Below are 15,253 nucleotides of genomic sequence, written 5' to 3'. Positions count from 1 at the left end.
TGCGAGTAACCTGATGCGCATGATCACAGTACTCGCTTGCTTCGCAGCTTTTTCTGCGCAAGCGACCGGGTTAAAAGACTTCGGTTGCGCGGCCGGCGCCAAGCAACAGCAGCCAGGAGCCTCCCTTTGCCTGCCTGGCAGGACACTGACGCTGGACTATCAGCCGAAAGCCCGCACTGTCAGCATCGCAGTCAACGGCCGCCCGCATACGGTAGAACGAATCGACATGAACTACGGCCCGGAACTGATCGGCATGGAAAAATCCATCCGATTCCTGCCTATGGCATTGCAGCCCTACCTGTCACGCAATGTAGTCCTGTTCAACTCTGTCATTCGCAGCAGCGGCGGCGAAGGCATGGGCCAGTGCGGCTCGGGAGCCGAGGTATTTATCAATGCGCTGAGCATGAGCGATGCGAAAGTCAAAGTGCTCGGCAAGGTACAAGTCGAGAGCTGCTGGCGATCGATTTTCCCCGACCATTTGGAAAATGCCTCGGCTTTCTCCGCATATTCCATCCGGGACGGCAGGCTGGCGGTCAAGTTCAGCAGTTACCCCGATGTCGAGGGCACGCCGACCGGCATACTGTCCGACGATTTTCGCCAGCTTGAATTCCCGCAAACCGAACAATGAAGATCCAGGCGCATTTGGCAATTCTGCTGGCATTCCTGGCGGCGGGGGGCACCGCAGCCGCAAGCACCACCGCGAACGAGACGCTGCTGGTCTTTGACCATCCACACCTGGTCGCCACCACTTCCAGCAAAGGCATTCGCGGTGCCTTCAACATGACGCACCAGATCCTGCATTTTTCTTGCAGCTTCCTCTTCAAGGAGACCGCTCGCCACGCCAATTCTCCTATCGTCATCAACTCTTTTCCCATTCGGGATGGAAGCAAGGAAGACGACATCCCGGGCCGAGTTTGGGAGAGGAACGGCGAATGGATCATTCAGACCGACGAACCCCAGGCCGGTTGCGGCAGCGCCGCTGGAACTTTTGACAAAGGCCCGGACGACGACCATCCGACACGCTACACCATCTTGAAGAAGATGCCAGCCATCGGTATTCGCGTTGTTCTGAGAACGACAAAATTTAACGACAAAGATGGCGACGCCATTAAGGAACGAAAGGGCTTGCTCGTTGCCGGCGACGTAGTCGCAGCCCTTGAAGGCGACGATTCCTATACGCGCGTTCGATACGTACACCCTGCAACCGCCAAAATCACAACTGCCTGGGTACGTACGCGCGACTTGGACAATCCATTCACCGAAACCAGAAACATGGATCAAAGCGGCCCGGTCAACTTCGACAAAATGGACCCAAGGGAGCTTCCCACCACTGTTCCGATGTCGCCAGAACAGCGGGAGCATTTGACCCTCATTACGCAAACGATGCGTGAGGTGATCGAAAACAAGAGGCCACTGCAAGAATCCGATCCTGTGTTCGGTGAGGGGAAGTACTTTTGGCCGAAGAACCCAGGAGCTCCCATCAAAACAGCACTGTGGTTCGGAGTGGAGAATTTTGGATTCAGGTCGATCTCCGTGGACTTTCATCGCGAGACTTCGAAGAGTACTTGGGAAAGCGCAATACTTTCTGTGCACCCGAGGAATTTCCCCATCGGTGTGTACAGTATGAGCTTGCCAAAGACGTTCTTCGCCGACCTGGTTTCGACCGGCTCCTTTCCCGAGAAACGGGAACACGAGTCGGTCACGAACGTGAACGTGTTTGAATTTGCGCTCCAGCGCAATGCGAACATCAAGTTCAGGTTTGAAGCAAGGCCAGACGTTTCCAGTGTGAGCGAAAAGTATCCACGCAGTTTTCACGCACTAACGATTAGTGCCAGCCATGATAAGACTGAGGCAATATTCAACCGGATCGGAATCCAGAAATGAAAACCCTGAATCGAATTCTCATTGCCGCCACCATCTTCCTCCTCTGCGGATGCTCCTTCGGAGACCCGAAGCCGCAGTCGGAAGACATTGCCGCGTTGCGCGCAATCGTCAATCTCCCGATGGAGGCCAAATCCGCCCGCTGGGAGATCTTTGGGACTCCCGACGACTCCGGCTGGGTGCCTGGCCCCACTGACTTCCAGACCTTAATCGCGGAGCTGGAGCAGGAACAAGACTGGTTCAGCTCCCTCAAAGAGCCGGCCCGGGAAATTTTCATTGTTCCCGAAGCCGCGCGTCCCTGGCTCACCAGGGAATTTCGCGATCTCCTCTACAGGAACAGGAATTCGACAGCAATTCTCTCCAGCCGCGCCAATTGCAGAAAATATGCGACGACGGTCACGAAGTCTGGCCGAGAGCTTGTTGGCGTTGCCTGTAACTCCTCTGGAAAGATATTGGTGTATCTGCCCTTGGACCCTCAAGTTCATGAATAATCTCCTGGGCCTTTTAATGGCCGCTTGCTGCACATCCGAAATCCCTGCCATGCTCAAGGAAGACTTGAAGCCAAACGAGCAAGTCGTATCGTTGGTTCGCTACAGCGACTCTCATGGCGACCATACGCTCCTGCTCACCGAACGGGAAACGGCGGCCAAAAGCCGTGCTGGAAAGGCCATCAACCTTGCCGCCATGTCGTTCAACAAGAACGGGGCGCGTGAATGGATCATCAGGGATGGCGCAGAGTGTCCCGCAGGTTCCGGAGCAAAGCCGACATTTTTTCCCAATGCCGCCCCGGTGACAGACCTTAATAACGATGGCACCGCAGAAGTAACCGTCGCATACAGCCTGACTTGTGGAACAGAGTCGGAGCCATCGGAAATCAAAGCCATCATGCGCCAGGGTGACGACAAGTACGCGATGCGGGGACAGGCACTTGTTTTCACGTCCGCCCAGCCGGTAAGCGGCGGAACGCCAAAGCCGGATGCCGCATTGCTGCTGCCGGAAAACGCGGCCTTCCTGGATCACCTGCGTAACATCTGGAACGAAACTTCCGGCAGCGTCGCACGCGAGAACGCGCCACGCGCCCCATTGCAGGAGCTGGAAGGCGAATACAGCCTTCATTCGTCACCAGACAAATGGGGCTATAGCAAGGCGCACATCTCCATCAAAAGGCTGGATGACCGCCATGTGAAAATCCTGCTCGCCTGTGAATGGAAGCACACGCCGAAGGCTGCATGTGACGACTATTTTTTTGCAAAGTGGCACAACGACGGTGTCTATCTGCAGGACCGAAACACGACTGTCAGGCGCATTTACTTCAGTCCAGCGCCGCGCGAGATCGCCCTGGCCATGGTGAGCGTTGATGGAAAACGCCTGTATAAGCTTGATTCGTTCAGGCCGGCCAGTGGCCCGCCAAGCGATGGAACGCTGTCCAGGCGACTGAAGCGCGCGCAGCAGATTTCCGTTAGTCCGGAAAACTTGCGAGTCTTCGGACCGTACAACGAATGGAAATATGAAAACAATCGCCTCGAGTTCGTGAAAACTACACCTTGATGTAGATTTTCCGTTTGTCCAGCCAATAGCCCACCAGCCAGCAGGCAAGCATGAAAAGCAGCGCAAACGCCAGCGAGGCGGCTCTAGGGCTGCCGACCGGCTCCAGCGCTGCGGCCAAGGGCGCGTAAGTGCCGGTTTTGTCCAGTGCTACCACAGCCACTTGCGACAGCATGTAGATGAACAGCGTGTTTTTGCCGAACACTTCGAAGAAGTAGGTCCAGCGCCTGGCGCCGCGTACTTCGATGATCCACGCTAGCGCCACCAGCACGAGCAGCGCGGTACCGGTCGACAGAAGCACGTAACTGCCAGTCCACAGTTTCTTATTGATCGGCAGCAGCGGAGCCCAGCACAGCGCCAATACCGACAGCACGACGCCAGCGCCGGCCAGCACACCGAGCGTTCGCACGGTCGCGCCATGCCCGCGCAGGTAGCGGCCTGCGAAATATCCCCCGATGACATTTACCGTGGCGGGCAAAGTACCCATCAGGCCTTCCGGATCGAAGGGAAGGCCTTCCCCTTGGTACAGGTGGCCTGCGCCAAATATCCAAAGGTCGATAGCCCGGCCTGCATTGCCTTCGAGGCTATAGTCACCAAACAGCGCCATGACCAGCCAGTGGCCGAGCAAAGCGAGGACACTGAACACCACTGCACCGAGTTCGCCGAGATAATGCAGCACCAGCGCGGCGATGCCGAAGCACAGGCCTATGCGCTGCAACACGCCCGGCAGGCGCACCTCGCTTAAAGGCCCGCCCAGCTTGGGCAATAGGCATAGCAGCAGGCCGAGGGCAACGATGGTAATGGTCCTCTTGGCAATCCTGGCCAGCACGGCCGCGCCACCCATGCCTTCATAGCGCGGAAGCGTGAACGCAAGCGCGTTACCAACGACGAACAGGAAACTCGGAAATACCCAATCAGTCAGCGTGAACCCGTGCCAGGGCGCATGCAACAAGGGAGAGTAGACGTGGCTCCAGTCACCCGGCGTATTCACGATAATCATCAACGCGACCGTCAGGCCGCGCAGGACGTCCAGAGACTGGTAACGGGCTGCGGCAGTCATTGTGAAGCCTTCCGCGGAATTGCCGCAGCCGGCACCAGGATGCGCCGGTAGGAGCCCGCCGCTACGTTCGCCATCGAGCTGCAATTCGCTTCCGCCCCCTTGGACGGCTTGCCGCAAGGCTGGTCGCGGTCAAGCGACCAGAAATGGACTCCCGCCATGCCCATCTTGCGCACGGCACTTACTGTGGCGCGTGCATCGTCCAGGGTGTAGACGTTTTCCGCCACGTCGTTCACACCAATCATGGGTGTCAGCTCAATTTGCGCGAACGGCACTTTGTACTTGTGATGTACATTTTGCGCGGCCTGGATGGCGGAAGCGGCCATATCGCAGCGGCCACGCCGCACCACGCATACTTTACGGCTGGCCGGCCCGAAATCCATCACCATCAGGTTCAGCACGTAATCCTGCACGCCATGCTTGCGCAAGGCGGCCAGCACCTGTTCTCCCGTTTCATTCAGGCTGCGCGCACTGCCGTCCGAAGCGGCATGGGTGGCAATGGTGAAACTCAACCGCAGTTGCGGACGCGCCCTTTGCACCAGGGCGATGCGCGCCACCAGCGAATCGATTTGCGCGGCCGTCTGGCCATGTTCGATATCGAAATCAAAGCCAATCAGCTGTGGCGACATATAGCGCGACACGAACAGCTCCATGCCCTCGTCAGTGGCGCAGGTGAAGATACTGCCCTGCCCTCCTGTCGAAACGACATAGCCAACGCCAGCCTGGACGAAGCGCGGCACGTTGGCGGCTGCGACAGCGGCGCCGTCAACCTCGCCCCAGCGCTCTTCGCCGCATTCGCCGCTAGCGAAGGCCCAGGTCTGGACGCCCTGCGCAGGATCCCACGGCGACAGGTATTTATAGGGGCTATGGACGACTGCCGGCGCCGCGACGGCAACAGTCGAGAAGGCGGCGAGCACCGCCAGCATTACTTTACGCATTCAAACTCCGGATACAAAAAAGGCAGGGCCCCGGAGGAACCCTGCCATAACACTCTCACATCGGGATCATTTACATCTTGCCGCGCACGCCGAAGAAGATCTGCTTGCCGTTCTTGTAGAACGCGCGTGGCTGGTCACGGGACGTTGCGTAGGACTTCAGGGTCGGATCGTTCAGGTCCTTGCCTTCCAGCGACAGCGTGATGTTGTCGGTCAGGTTGTAGTTCAGGGCTGCGGACAGGGTGCCTACGTCATCCTGGTAGATTGCACTGTTGCGGTCCAGGCCATTAAGGAAAGCCGAACGGTAGCTGTAGTTGATGCGTGCACTGAATTTGCTGGTCTCGTAGAACACGCCCAGGTTATAGGAGTTCTTCGAAGTGCCGATCATGCTGCAGTCGCCCAGGTCGGCACAGGCCGATTTCGGTGCAGCGGCGGTTTCCTTGCCGTCGGCATAGGTGTAGTTCGCGTTCAGGCCGAAACCGTTGCCCAGGTCCTGTACATACTGCAGTTCCACGCCACGTACACGTGCCTTGGTGTTCACTGCGGAGCTCATGTTGTAGGTGGTGATCTTGCCAACCGACTGGTTGAAGAAGTCAGCCTTCGAGGAACCGAAGGTCACGTACGAACCCATGTTCATGTTGTAGATGTTCATGCCCAGCAGGGACTTCGGCATGAAGTACCATTCCAGGCCCACATCGACGTTGTTCGACATGATCGGGCGCAGGTTCGGGTTGCCGCCGGAACCGGAGAAGGTCAGGTCGTTCAGGCTCAAGGCGCCCAGCGAACCGAAGTCTGGACGAGCCAGGGTGCGGCTGGCGGCACCGCGCAGTTTCAGGTCCGGCGTCAGGTTGGTGTACAGGTTGATGCTTGGCAGGAAGTCGTTATAAGTGTTGGAGCTGTGAGTCGGATTCCAGACGTTGTTCGGCGAGCCGTTGTCCACATCGATCTTGGTCTTCACGAAGCGCACACCGACGTTACCGCCGAAGTTGCCGAACTCCAGGTCACCCATCACGTATGCTGCAGTGGCCTTTTCCTTGATCAGGAATTCGCTCTGGTAGGCGTGGTTGGCGAAGCTGACATACTTGTCGCCCCAGGCCTTCATCGATTCCGCATCGAAGGTCCACGCATTGCTCAGCAAGTTAGGCAGAGGGCTGCTCGGGAAGCTGGTCAAGCCGGTAGGACGGTTGGCCAGCTGCGAACCGGCGGCAGCAACGGTGCCTCCCAGCCAGGTCAGCGAACGCTCATGGTTCGCGTTACGCACGCCGAAATGCAGGGTTGGCACGCCATTCCACTGGGTCTTGTACTGGCCGTCGATCTGGCCGTAGGTTTCCTTGTCTTTCGCGGTCACGTCGGAAGCCCAGCCGCCGAAGAAGTCGGCGCCGGTACGCGGGTTGAAGGTGCCTGCGTTATCCACGGTCACGGTGGCTGGCGAATCCAGGCCATGGGTGGTCAGGCTGCTGCCCGAATAAGCCAGCCAGGCTTCGTAGCCATAGTCGCGGGCATAGCCGGTACCGCGGGTGGTGCCGATCTGGCCCTTGAATTTCAGGTCTTGGGTAGGACGGTAGTTGAAGTCGAAGTTGACGAATTTCGAATCGCTATAGGAGCCTGGACGGGCAATGATGTCTTGCACCGATGGCCCCATCTTCGAGCAGTCTGCTACCGGGCAGGTGCTTGGGAAGGTGATCGAAGTGATGGTGTCGCCGGTGACGGTCCACTTGGAAGGAATCACGCCGCCCACGCCGGACCAGTTGTTGGTCAGCGGCTGGTATGGCGCCAGCATGAAGTTGGCGTTGATATTGTCCGCATCCAGGCGGGTGTAGAAGCCGTTGATGTCGAAGTCGAATTCCTTGTTGACCTTGACCTGCACGTCGATCATGCCGCCCTTGCGCTCGCGCTCCTGGTTGAACATGGCGGTACCGGTCAGCAGGGAGATGTACTTGCCTTCCACTTCAGGATTGGCGGCCACCCACTGCGGCGCATAGCCTGCGCTCAGCTTGTCCCACCACAGGAACTCCTGGCCGATACGGCGCAGGGTACGCTTTTCATCGAACAGCTGGACCAACACGCCCACATTGTTCTGTTCATTTTTCCAGTTGCCCAGTGCGCTGAACTGCGCATCGGTCTTCTTCGAACCTTCGCTGTACACGCCGGTCACGGCGCCCATCAGGGTCAGCGGATCCTTGAAGCTCAGGGGCTTGCGGGTTTCGATGTCGACGTTGCCGGATGCGCCGCCTTCGATCAGGTTGGCCTGCGAAGATTTGTGCACGGTCACGCGGCCGATCAGCTCCGATGGGAACATCGAGTAGCTGACGGAGCGGCCACCGTTGGTGATGTTGGAGATGTACCAGTCGCCGCTCGACACGGTGTGGCCATTCAGGGTGGTCAGCGCCAGGTTGGAGGGAGTGCCCTTCAGGCTGACGCGGTCGTTCTCGCCGAAGCCGCCTTCTGAACCGCCGGCCGTGGCAACCGATACGCCCGGCACGCGCTGCAGCGAGTCGGCCACGCTCTTGTCCGGCATCTTGCCCACGTCTTCGGCGGTAATCACTTCAACCAGCGAGTCGGCGTTGCGCTTCTGGTTGATCGATTGTGCCAGTGCGGCACGCACGCCGGTCACGATCACGACGTTCTGCTCTGCCGGAGCAGCTTGCTGTGCTTGCGCCATGCCGATGGTGGCGGTCAGGATGGCGACTGCAGTCGCGATCGGTGTCATATTGCGGTTCATTTACTCCCCCTAAGTATGGGCTGTCTCAAAGCCCGGTCTGTTGTTACCAGTTTCTAAAACCACGTTCAAACCAATTGGACGCCAATATACCCCGATTGAATACCAGAACACTACCAATTTACATATTTTTTTCACATGTTGTACTGAAAAGACATACCACTTTGGCTAGAAAGCGCTGCTGTTAGCGCTATCCAAGGGGGAAGCCGGATGCGAGTGGCAGCATACCGCTGGTCATAAGGTCTTTTTTTGGTATTATCAGCCGCACACAAAAAGGGAGACTAAATGGCATCGCTCGCGCAGATCATGCAAGACCTGGTGCAGACCAGTAGCCAGCCGCTTTACCAGCTTTTGCAACGCGCCTTGCGTGAAGCGATCAACCTGCATGTGTTCGGCCCCGACGAGGCCCTGCCGGCCGAACGTGTGCTGGCGGCCGACCTGAATATCTCCCGCATCACAGTGCGCAAGGCCATCGACGGCCTGGTGGAAGAAGGCTTGCTGGTACGGCGGCCAGGTTCCGGCAATTTCATCAACACACGCATTGAAAAGAACTTCGCCAAGCTGACGTCCTTCTCGGAGGATATGCGTTCGCGCGGCCGCACGCCGCGCAGCGTGTGGCTGAAGAAATCGGAAGGCACGGTAACGCCGGAAGAGGCCCTGCGCCTGCGGCTTAGCCCGGGCGCACCGGTCTACCGCTATCACCGCATCCGCTTTGCAGACGAAGTGCCGATGTGCGTCGAATACGCGACCATCGTTGCCGATGCGCTGCCGTCGCTGGAATCAGTGGATGTGTCGATGTACGAGGCGCTGGAAGCGGCGGGCCACCGGCCGGTACGCGCGCTGCAGCGCCTGTCCGCCCTGTTGCTGACAGGCGAACAGGCCAAGCTGCTGCAGGCCAAGGAAGGCGACGCCGGCCTGGCCGTCGAACGCCTTGGCTTCCTGCGCGATGGCCGCGCAGTGGAATTCTGCCGCTCGATCTTCCGCGGCGACATGTACGATTTCGTGGCGGAGCTCAGCACGCCCTGAGGATTAACATCCGCCACCGTCCTGGCTATGGGCCTCCACCCATTTTCCGCCCTGCCGTTTCAGTATGCTGTAGAACCAGGATTCATAAGCACTGCCGGAGATCACGACTTCGTCCACACCATCTGCATCCAGGTCCAGGTGTTCCAGGTACTTCTTGTTCGCCTTTTCCGCCTCGCCATGCGGGCCGACATAAGAGTCCTCGTACACCAGAGAAAATTGCCCGCCTGCGCCCTTTTCGGCCAGGAAGAACAGCGTCACCATCTGGTTCGCCTCGATATTGTCGTAGTTGATCGATACCGCCACGGCCTGGCCGGCTTCGTTCGCCTCCAGTGTCTTTAATGCGGCAATACGATCTTTGCGCTTGACGCCGTGCTTTTCCATCCACGCACTGGCAAGCTGGGAAAGCCCTCGCAGATCTGTCGGCGTCAAGGCAATTTCAGGACGTGCCGGCCGCAAGGTCAATGGCCGCGATGTGGCCAGGCCGCTGCCCGGCACCTCACTGCCGGCCAGTGGCGCGAGGGCCAGGCTTTCGCCATCGCTGCAGCCGCTGTCGTCAGGGCTTGCTGCCGCCCCGACCTTGACCTTGCCCGCATGCCGGGCGCCGAGATAGACATGCAGTGAGCGCGGCGGCTTGCCCGTTTCGTCGTCGCCCAGGCTCAGGGACTCGAAACCGCCGGAAACGATGCGCGCAAGCGGCGCAGCGTTTCCGTCCGGCTTGATCAGGTATAACTGGTTCGGAGGACCGGCCAGCGCAGTGCCCGCCGCCAGCGCCAGTATCAATGCAAGCGCCCTTTTCATCGCTTGGCTTTCGATGCGTCGCTGGCGATCACCACCGACAGCTTGGCAGGATCGATATGCTTGCGGAAGGCCGCGCTCACCTGCTCCGCGGTCAACGCCTTCAGCTTCGCCTCATACTCCTTGCTCCACACGAAAGTGCGATCCAGGTAGCGGAAGTGCGACCAGGCGCCTGCCACCACATCATCCTTCGAACGGTTCTGCAAGCGCTGCTGCATCAGGCCCGATTTGGCGCCAGCCACTTCGGCTGCGGTGAAGCCGCTCTTTACGGCGCGCTCCAGTTCCTGGCGAACGGCAGCTTCCAGCTTGACCATGTTCTGCGGCGCTGCAATCGCTTCAATGGTGAAGCCGCCCGCATCGTCGCGGTCGCCCGCATCGAGGGAAGAGCCGCCGCCGTAAGACAAGCCTTCCTTCTGGCGAATCCGGTCCATCAGGCGCGACTTCAGGCCGCCATTGCCGAAGATGTAGTTCGCCACCTCCAGTGCGGCGTAGTCCGGGTCATCCGTGCGCAGCGGAAGGTTGATGCGCGCCGCGAACATGCCGTTTTCCTTGTCCGGTGCATCCAGCGTGATGCGGGTCGGGGCCTTCTCGACATGCTTGTCCAGGATCGGCGCGTAAGCGGCCTTGCTTTGCCAGCCCGCCAGTTCCTCGCTCACCACCTTGACCAGTTCAGCCTTGTCGAAATCCCCTACCACCGACAGCTCGCCGCGCGAGGTGCCGTAAAACTCGGCGTGGTAAGCCTTCACATCCGCCAGCTTCATCGCCTTGACCGCCTCGACCTGTTCGTCGAGCGTCATCACGCTGCGCGGATCGCCTTTCGGCCAATGGTCGAAGTATTCGGCCAGCTTCCTGCCGGCCATCGCCTGCGGGTCGTTGCGCGAAGCCTCGATGCCGACGATCCATTGCTGGCGCATCTGCTCGAACTCCGTCTCGGGGAATGAAGCGTCTTTCAGCACATGCGCCACCAGGCGCAGCGCGGCAGGCAGGTGCTCGCGCGTCGTTTCAAAGTGGTACAGCGAACCGCTCATCTTCAGCTTCGACATCGCATCGGCCAGTTGCGCACGCGAATATTTGCTGGTGCCGCGCGCCAGCATCTGGTCCGCTGCCGCCGACAGCATCTGCTTGCCAAACTGGTTCTTTTCGTCGCCCCAATGGAGTCGCATGTCCACCGCCACGGTCTCGCCGCGATTCTTCTTCGGCAGCAGCGCCAGTTTCAGATTGCCGATTTCCTTGAGCTCCGTGCGCGCCATGATGTTGTCCTGGCTCGGATCGAAATTCTCGGACGTCAGTGCGCTAGCCTTGCCCTTGTAGTCCTTGAGCAGTTCGGCCGCCGTCGGCGCCGCGCCGATTTCCGCGCGCTGAGGCGCGTCGTCTGGAACGAAGGTACCGACAGTGCGGTTATCGCGCTTCATGTAACGCCCTGCCGCTTCTGCGACCTGCGCCGAAGTGATGGACGCGAGTCCGTCGCGGCCCTGGAACAGCAGCCGCCAGTCTCCCAGAGCAATATGGTCGCTCAGGGCCACGCCCACCTGCTGCGGATTGTTCAGCGCCTTTTCAATCGCGTTGCTGTATTCGCGGCGCGTGCGCTCCATTTCCTCTTCGGTCGGGGGCGCCTTGGCAAAGCCCTCCACTGCGGCAATGAGCTCATCGCGCACCGGCCCGATCGGCTGCCCCATCTTCACCACGGCGCCGAACACTTGGAGGCTTGGCGCAATGCCGGGCTGGGTCATGGCAAACACCTGTGCCGCCTTGCCGGTTTCGACCAGCTGCTTGTGCAGGCGGCCGTTTGGCGTGTCGCCCAGCACCTGGCCCATGAAGGCCAGCGGATCGGCGTCGTTATGCAGGCCCGATGGAATCTTGTAGCCCACCAGGACGATCTGCACGTCGCCCTTGCGGTGCACTGCGTACTGGCGCTCGCCGTCCTGGGTCGGCTCCACGGTCCAGAATTGCGGCAGCTTGCGCTTCGGCTTCGGGATCGCGCCGAAAGTCTTGCTGATCCAGGCCAGCGTTTGCGAAGGATCGAACTTGCCTGCCACCAGCAGCACCGCGTTATCCGGCTGGTAGTAGGTGCGATAGAAGGCTTGCAGGTTCTCGATCTTGACGTTCTCGATATCGCTGCGGTTGCCGATGGTGGAACGACCGTAGCTATGCCAGTCGTAAGCAATGCTTTCCAGGCGCTTGTACAGCACTTCGAACGGGCTGTTCTCGCCGCTCTCGTACTCGTTGCGCACCACGGTCATTTCCGAATCCAGGTCCTTCTTGGCGATGAAGGATTTGGTCATGCGCTCGGCTTCCATGTCCAGCGCCCACTTCAGGTTTTCCGGGCTGGCCTGGAATACTTCGTAGTAGTTGGTGCGGTCCAGCGAAGTGGTGCCGTTGAATTCCATGCCGCGTTCGGAGAACTGCTGCGGGATATTGCGATGGTTAGGCGCGCCCTTGAACATCAGGTGCTCCAGCAAGTGCGCCATGCCGGTCTCGCCATAGTTCTCATGGCGCGAGCCGACCAGGTAGGTAACGTTGACGGTCACCGTCGGTTTCGACGCATCGGGGAACAGCAGGACTTTGAGCCCGTTGGGCAGGCGGTATTCGGTGATGCCTTCGACCGAAGGGCCTTTGGCGACACCGGCGGGCAAGGTCTGGGCGAAAGCTGAAGAAGCGGTCAGCAGCAGCGCTGCGACGTATTTGATTTGCATGGGGTTCTGCTCATGTTGGCAAAACCCTATCCTACGACACTTAAGCTTTTTCGTCAGGTATCAGACAAGCCTCGACGACCTGCAGCTTGTTATCCTTGGCGAATTCCTTAACGAAGTTATAAGCCATCGGCTGGATTTCGCGCAGGCCTTCGTTGACGACGACGGCCTTGATGCCATTGACGACGGTCGGCGTGACGTAAGGCGAGAACTGCAGGTGGGCGTGGCGGCCGCCAGAGCCTTCCGGGCGGAAGCACGCCAGCACGCCGGCCAGTCGTTCCGCCCAGTCGCTTGGACGGAATTGTTTGCCGTCGGTCGTAAGCCCAAGAATGAAGAACTCGCTGGCCATATACCTGAAACCCGGTTGCTGTAAGGAACCCCAGTATTATATCTTATAGAAGACTTGAACGGGGCTCCGGGTTCAGGTCATTTTAGCCGAGCCACACCGCTCCGGACAGCAACAGCAGCAGCATCATCCACAGCAACAAGGCGCGCCATACCAGGCCGACCGTGCTTTGCAGGGCGCGCACGCCCGGCTCGTCGCCCGGCAGCTGGTCCACTTCCATGTCGCTGATATCCACGGTCGCCGCATCGGACGGGATGATCTTGGCCGCATTTTCATTCGGGGTACCGAGGCGCACCCCCATGGCGCCGCCGCCGGCCGACAGGATGATGCCGATCGCCTCATCCTTCCAGCGGTGGGCGAAATTGCGCCAGGCGTAGATCGCGTCTTCAAAATTGCCGACCACGGCGAAAGCTACGGCAGTCAGGCGCGCCGGGACCCAGTCGATCCAGTAGAAGGCCTTGGCGGCAAAGATGCCGAAAGCTTCCTGGCGCATGTGTTCCGGCTCGTTCCAGGCGCGCGCCAGGTATTCGGATACGCGGTACAGGATGGCGCCGCAAGGACCGAGCGGCATCAGGAACCAGAAGAACACGCCGAATACATTGCGGTGGGTAGTGACCAGCGCTTTTTCCACGGCGATGCGGGAAATCTCGGTCAGCTCCATGCCGACGGTGTCGATCTTGCACCACTCTGCGAGCAGCACACGCGCCTGGCTCTCGTCGCCCGCGTTCAGCGCGAGCTGGATCGACGTGAAGTAATGGCTGTAATGGCGAAAGCCCAGTGTCAGGTAAACAATCAGCACATTCCAGGCAAAGGCAGCCAGTATCAGGTTATAGCGCAGCAACAGCCAGTACACCAGGCCGGCCGGCAGCGTCAGCGCGCCAACCAGCAGGAACCAGCCCATGCGGCCGTGGCTCGCATGCCCGGCATTGAACCACTGCTCCATGCGTACGGCCAGGCGCTTGAATTCAGCCCAGATCGGGTTGTCCGCTCGCAGGGGCTTCAGTTGCTCAAACAGCAAGGCCACGAGAATGGAGAGAAAAGTCATCTAAATCCTTTGATTAGCAGTACCACAATGCCCGCTACGATAGCTTATGCGCGCAAGAAATGAAACAGGTTGCGCAGCATGCCGGCCGTTGCGCCCCAGATAAAATAGTTCTGGTATGGCATTGCGTAAAAAGTGCGGCGGCCATTCGGAAGTTCGGCCGCCAGGCGCTGGTGGTTGGCGCCATCCATCAGGAACTGGAACGGCACCTCGAAGATCTCCGCCACCTCGAACGGATCGGCCTTCAGTTCGAACGGCGGCGTCACCAGCCCCACCACCGGGGTCACTGCATAGCCGGTGCCGGTGTAATACAAGGGCAGCGTGCCGATCACGTCGATATGGCGGCGATCCAGGCCAATCTCCTCCTCGGTTTCGCGCAGCGCCGTGTCGATCGCATCCGCATCGGCAGGCTCGGCACGGCCGCCGGGAAACGCCACCTGCCCTGCATGATCGTTCAAATGCGCCGTGCGCATCGTCAGCAGCAGGTAGACGCCGTCCTCGCGCAGCACCAAGGGCACCAGCACGGAAGCCGGTGTCGGCTCGCCGCGATGCAGGCCAAGCGGCGGCTCGGATGGTTCGGGCGTCCATTCCGGCGGCTGCGCAAAACGCTGGCGCAGCCAATCCGGCGCAAGATGCTCCAGCAGCACCGCGGCTTCGCCGGCAATCGCTTCAATCGGTAGCTGAGTCGGGTCGAAAGGTGTTTTTGGCATAGGCGGCATTGTACCAAGCTGAAAAAAAAGGACGCCCGAAGGCGTCCTTTCCGAATCCGATACCGGGGTATGGATTACGCTGCGGTTGCCGCAACTTTGCGGTTTGGCAGTTTTTCCTTGATACGTGCGGACTTGCCCGAACGCTCACGCAGGTAGTACAGCTTGGCGCGGCGAACGTCACCACGACGCTTCACTTCGATCGAAGCGATCAGTGGGGAGTACAGCTGGAAGGTACGCTCAACGCCTTCGCCGGACGAGATTTTACGAACGATGAAGTTCGAGTTCAGGCCACGGTTACGACGGGCGATAACAACGCCTTCGTAAGCCTGGGCGCGCTTGCGGGTGCCTTCGACTACGTTCACGTTGACAACCACGGTATCGCCAGGGGCGAACTCAGGGATGTTCTTGCCCAGGCGAGCGATTTCTTCTTGTTCCAGTTGCTGGATCAGGTTCATTTTAAAACTCCTATTACCATCTTGCCGGCGCCAAAAAGATGCCCGGTAGAGG

Annotated in this window: 14 protein-coding genes; 5 read left to right on the top strand and 9 right to left on the bottom strand. The window is 59.5% G+C overall.

Annotation, left to right across the window (positions count from 1 at the left end; genetic code table 11):
- The first annotated feature begins 13 nt into the window (after window positions 1–13).
- From ACN9MY_RS09905 to ACN9MY_RS09890, 4 genes are read left to right on the top strand one after another with little or no spacing between them, the layout of a single operon-like run.
- Window positions 14–628: a hypothetical protein gene (locus ACN9MY_RS09905; protein WP_426337239.1), complete on the top strand. Its 615-nt coding sequence runs from the start codon at window positions 14–16 to the stop codon at window positions 626–628.
- Complete coding sequence (locus ACN9MY_RS09900) at window positions 625–1,884, top strand: hypothetical protein (RefSeq protein ID WP_426337238.1); 1,260 nt, start codon at window positions 625–627, stop codon at window positions 1,882–1,884. The genes ACN9MY_RS09905 and ACN9MY_RS09900 overlap by 4 nt, the downstream gene beginning before the upstream one ends.
- Window positions 1,881–2,372 (top strand): hypothetical protein, encoded by a 492-nt coding sequence (locus ACN9MY_RS09895; RefSeq protein ID WP_426337237.1) that lies wholly within the window; start codon window positions 1,881–1,883, stop codon window positions 2,370–2,372. Before ACN9MY_RS09900 ends, ACN9MY_RS09895 begins: the two co-directional genes overlap by 4 nt.
- Window positions 2,365–3,429 carry a M949_RS01915 family surface polysaccharide biosynthesis protein gene (locus ACN9MY_RS09890; RefSeq protein ID WP_426337236.1) on the top strand — a complete coding sequence of 355 codons (1,065 nt, stop codon included), beginning with the start codon at window positions 2,365–2,367 and terminating at the stop codon, window positions 3,427–3,429. Before ACN9MY_RS09895 ends, ACN9MY_RS09890 begins: the two co-directional genes overlap by 8 nt.
- Here ACN9MY_RS09890 and ACN9MY_RS09885 read toward each other — a convergent pair.
- From ACN9MY_RS09885 to ACN9MY_RS09875, 3 genes are all read right to left on the bottom strand, one after another.
- On the bottom strand, window positions 3,419–4,486 hold the full coding sequence (locus ACN9MY_RS09885) for an acyltransferase family protein (RefSeq protein WP_426337235.1): 1,068 nt from the start codon (window positions 4,484–4,486) through the stop codon (window positions 3,419–3,421). The genes ACN9MY_RS09890 and ACN9MY_RS09885 overlap by 11 nt on opposite strands.
- The gene (locus tag ACN9MY_RS09880; protein WP_426337234.1) at window positions 4,483–5,421 is read right to left on the bottom strand and encodes a glycosyl hydrolase; all 939 of its coding nucleotides are present in this window, start codon (window positions 5,419–5,421) and stop codon (window positions 4,483–4,485) included. The genes ACN9MY_RS09885 and ACN9MY_RS09880 overlap by 4 nt, the downstream gene beginning before the upstream one ends.
- Before the next feature lie 70 nt (window positions 5,422–5,491).
- Complete coding sequence (locus ACN9MY_RS09875) at window positions 5,492–8,140, bottom strand: TonB-dependent receptor (protein WP_426337233.1); 2,649 nt, start codon at window positions 8,138–8,140, stop codon at window positions 5,492–5,494.
- Window positions 8,141–8,422: 282 nt separating this feature from the next.
- Between ACN9MY_RS09875 and ACN9MY_RS09870 the strand changes: the two genes are divergently transcribed.
- The gene (locus tag ACN9MY_RS09870) at window positions 8,423–9,163 is read left to right on the top strand and encodes a GntR family transcriptional regulator (protein WP_426322060.1); all 741 of its coding nucleotides are present in this window, start codon (window positions 8,423–8,425) and stop codon (window positions 9,161–9,163) included.
- 3 nt (window positions 9,164–9,166) lie between these two features.
- On the opposite strand, the gene ACN9MY_RS09865 is transcribed toward ACN9MY_RS09870, so the two are convergent.
- From ACN9MY_RS09865 to rplS, 6 genes are all read right to left on the bottom strand, one after another.
- Complete coding sequence (locus ACN9MY_RS09865) at window positions 9,167–9,961, bottom strand: hypothetical protein (RefSeq protein WP_426337232.1); 795 nt, start codon at window positions 9,959–9,961, stop codon at window positions 9,167–9,169.
- Window positions 9,958–12,651 (bottom strand): M16 family metallopeptidase, encoded by a 2,694-nt coding sequence (locus ACN9MY_RS09860; protein ID WP_426337231.1) that lies wholly within the window; start codon window positions 12,649–12,651, stop codon window positions 9,958–9,960. Before ACN9MY_RS09860 ends, ACN9MY_RS09865 begins: the two co-directional genes overlap by 4 nt.
- Before the next feature lie 40 nt (window positions 12,652–12,691).
- A complete protein-coding gene (locus ACN9MY_RS09855) occupies window positions 12,692–12,997 on the bottom strand; it encodes a DUF3579 domain-containing protein (RefSeq protein ID WP_055936782.1) in 306 nt (101 codons plus the stop codon).
- Between the two features lie 82 nt (window positions 12,998–13,079).
- On the bottom strand, window positions 13,080–14,039 hold the full coding sequence (locus tag ACN9MY_RS09850; protein WP_426337230.1) for a CobD/CbiB family protein: 960 nt from the start codon (window positions 14,037–14,039) through the stop codon (window positions 13,080–13,082).
- A 44-nt stretch (window positions 14,040–14,083) separates the two neighbouring features.
- Window positions 14,084–14,746, bottom strand: coding sequence for a CoA pyrophosphatase (locus ACN9MY_RS09845; RefSeq protein WP_426170246.1), 663 nt, complete (start codon window positions 14,744–14,746; stop codon window positions 14,084–14,086).
- Window positions 14,747–14,820: 74 nt separating this feature from the next.
- Window positions 14,821–15,201 carry a 50S ribosomal protein L19 gene (rplS, locus tag ACN9MY_RS09840; protein WP_426170243.1) on the bottom strand — a complete coding sequence of 127 codons (381 nt, stop codon included), beginning with the start codon at window positions 15,199–15,201 and terminating at the stop codon, window positions 14,821–14,823.
- Window positions 15,202–15,253 lie beyond the last annotated feature (52 nt).

This window comes from Pseudoduganella sp. R-31 (assembly GCF_049913235.1).
In the GTDB taxonomy this organism is placed as follows: Bacteria; Pseudomonadota; Gammaproteobacteria; order Burkholderiales; family Burkholderiaceae_D; genus Rugamonas.
This window is presented reverse-complemented; position numbering and strand designations above follow the sequence as displayed.

What these genes read in the sequence shown, in the direction of transcription:
- ACN9MY_RS09905 (WP_426337239.1), top strand. Translation starts at nt 14, where the DNA reads ATGCGCATGATCACAGTACTCGCTTGCTTCGCAGCTTTTTCTGCGCAA.
- ACN9MY_RS09900 (WP_426337238.1), top strand. Translation starts at nt 625, where the DNA reads ATGAAGATCCAGGCGCATTTGGCAATTCTGCTGGCATTCCTGGCGGCG.
- ACN9MY_RS09895 (WP_426337237.1), top strand. Translation starts at nt 1,881, where the DNA reads ATGAAAACCCTGAATCGAATTCTCATTGCCGCCACCATCTTCCTCCTC.
- ACN9MY_RS09890 (WP_426337236.1), top strand. Translation starts at nt 2,365, where the DNA reads ATGAATAATCTCCTGGGCCTTTTAATGGCCGCTTGCTGCACATCCGAA.
- ACN9MY_RS09885 (WP_426337235.1), bottom strand. Translation starts at nt 4,486, where the DNA reads ATGACTGCCGCAGCCCGTTACCAGTCTCTGGACGTCCTGCGCGGCCTG.
- ACN9MY_RS09880 (WP_426337234.1), bottom strand. Translation starts at nt 5,421, where the DNA reads ATGCGTAAAGTAATGCTGGCGGTGCTCGCCGCCTTCTCGACTGTTGCC.
- ACN9MY_RS09875 (WP_426337233.1), bottom strand. Translation starts at nt 8,140, where the DNA reads ATGAACCGCAATATGACACCGATCGCGACTGCAGTCGCCATCCTGACC.
- ACN9MY_RS09870 (WP_426322060.1), top strand. Translation starts at nt 8,423, where the DNA reads ATGGCATCGCTCGCGCAGATCATGCAAGACCTGGTGCAGACCAGTAGC.
- ACN9MY_RS09865 (WP_426337232.1), bottom strand. Translation starts at nt 9,961, where the DNA reads ATGAAAAGGGCGCTTGCATTGATACTGGCGCTGGCGGCGGGCACTGCG.
- ACN9MY_RS09860 (WP_426337231.1), bottom strand. Translation starts at nt 12,651, where the DNA reads ATGCAAATCAAATACGTCGCAGCGCTGCTGCTGACCGCTTCTTCAGCT.
- ACN9MY_RS09855 (WP_055936782.1), bottom strand. Translation starts at nt 12,997, where the DNA reads ATGGCCAGCGAGTTCTTCATTCTTGGGCTTACGACCGACGGCAAACAA.
- ACN9MY_RS09850 (WP_426337230.1), bottom strand. Translation starts at nt 14,039, where the DNA reads ATGACTTTTCTCTCCATTCTCGTGGCCTTGCTGTTTGAGCAACTGAAG.
- ACN9MY_RS09845 (WP_426170246.1), bottom strand. Translation starts at nt 14,746, where the DNA reads ATGCCAAAAACACCTTTCGACCCGACTCAGCTACCGATTGAAGCGATT.
- rplS (WP_426170243.1), bottom strand. Translation starts at nt 15,201, where the DNA reads ATGAACCTGATCCAGCAACTGGAACAAGAAGAAATCGCTCGCCTGGGC.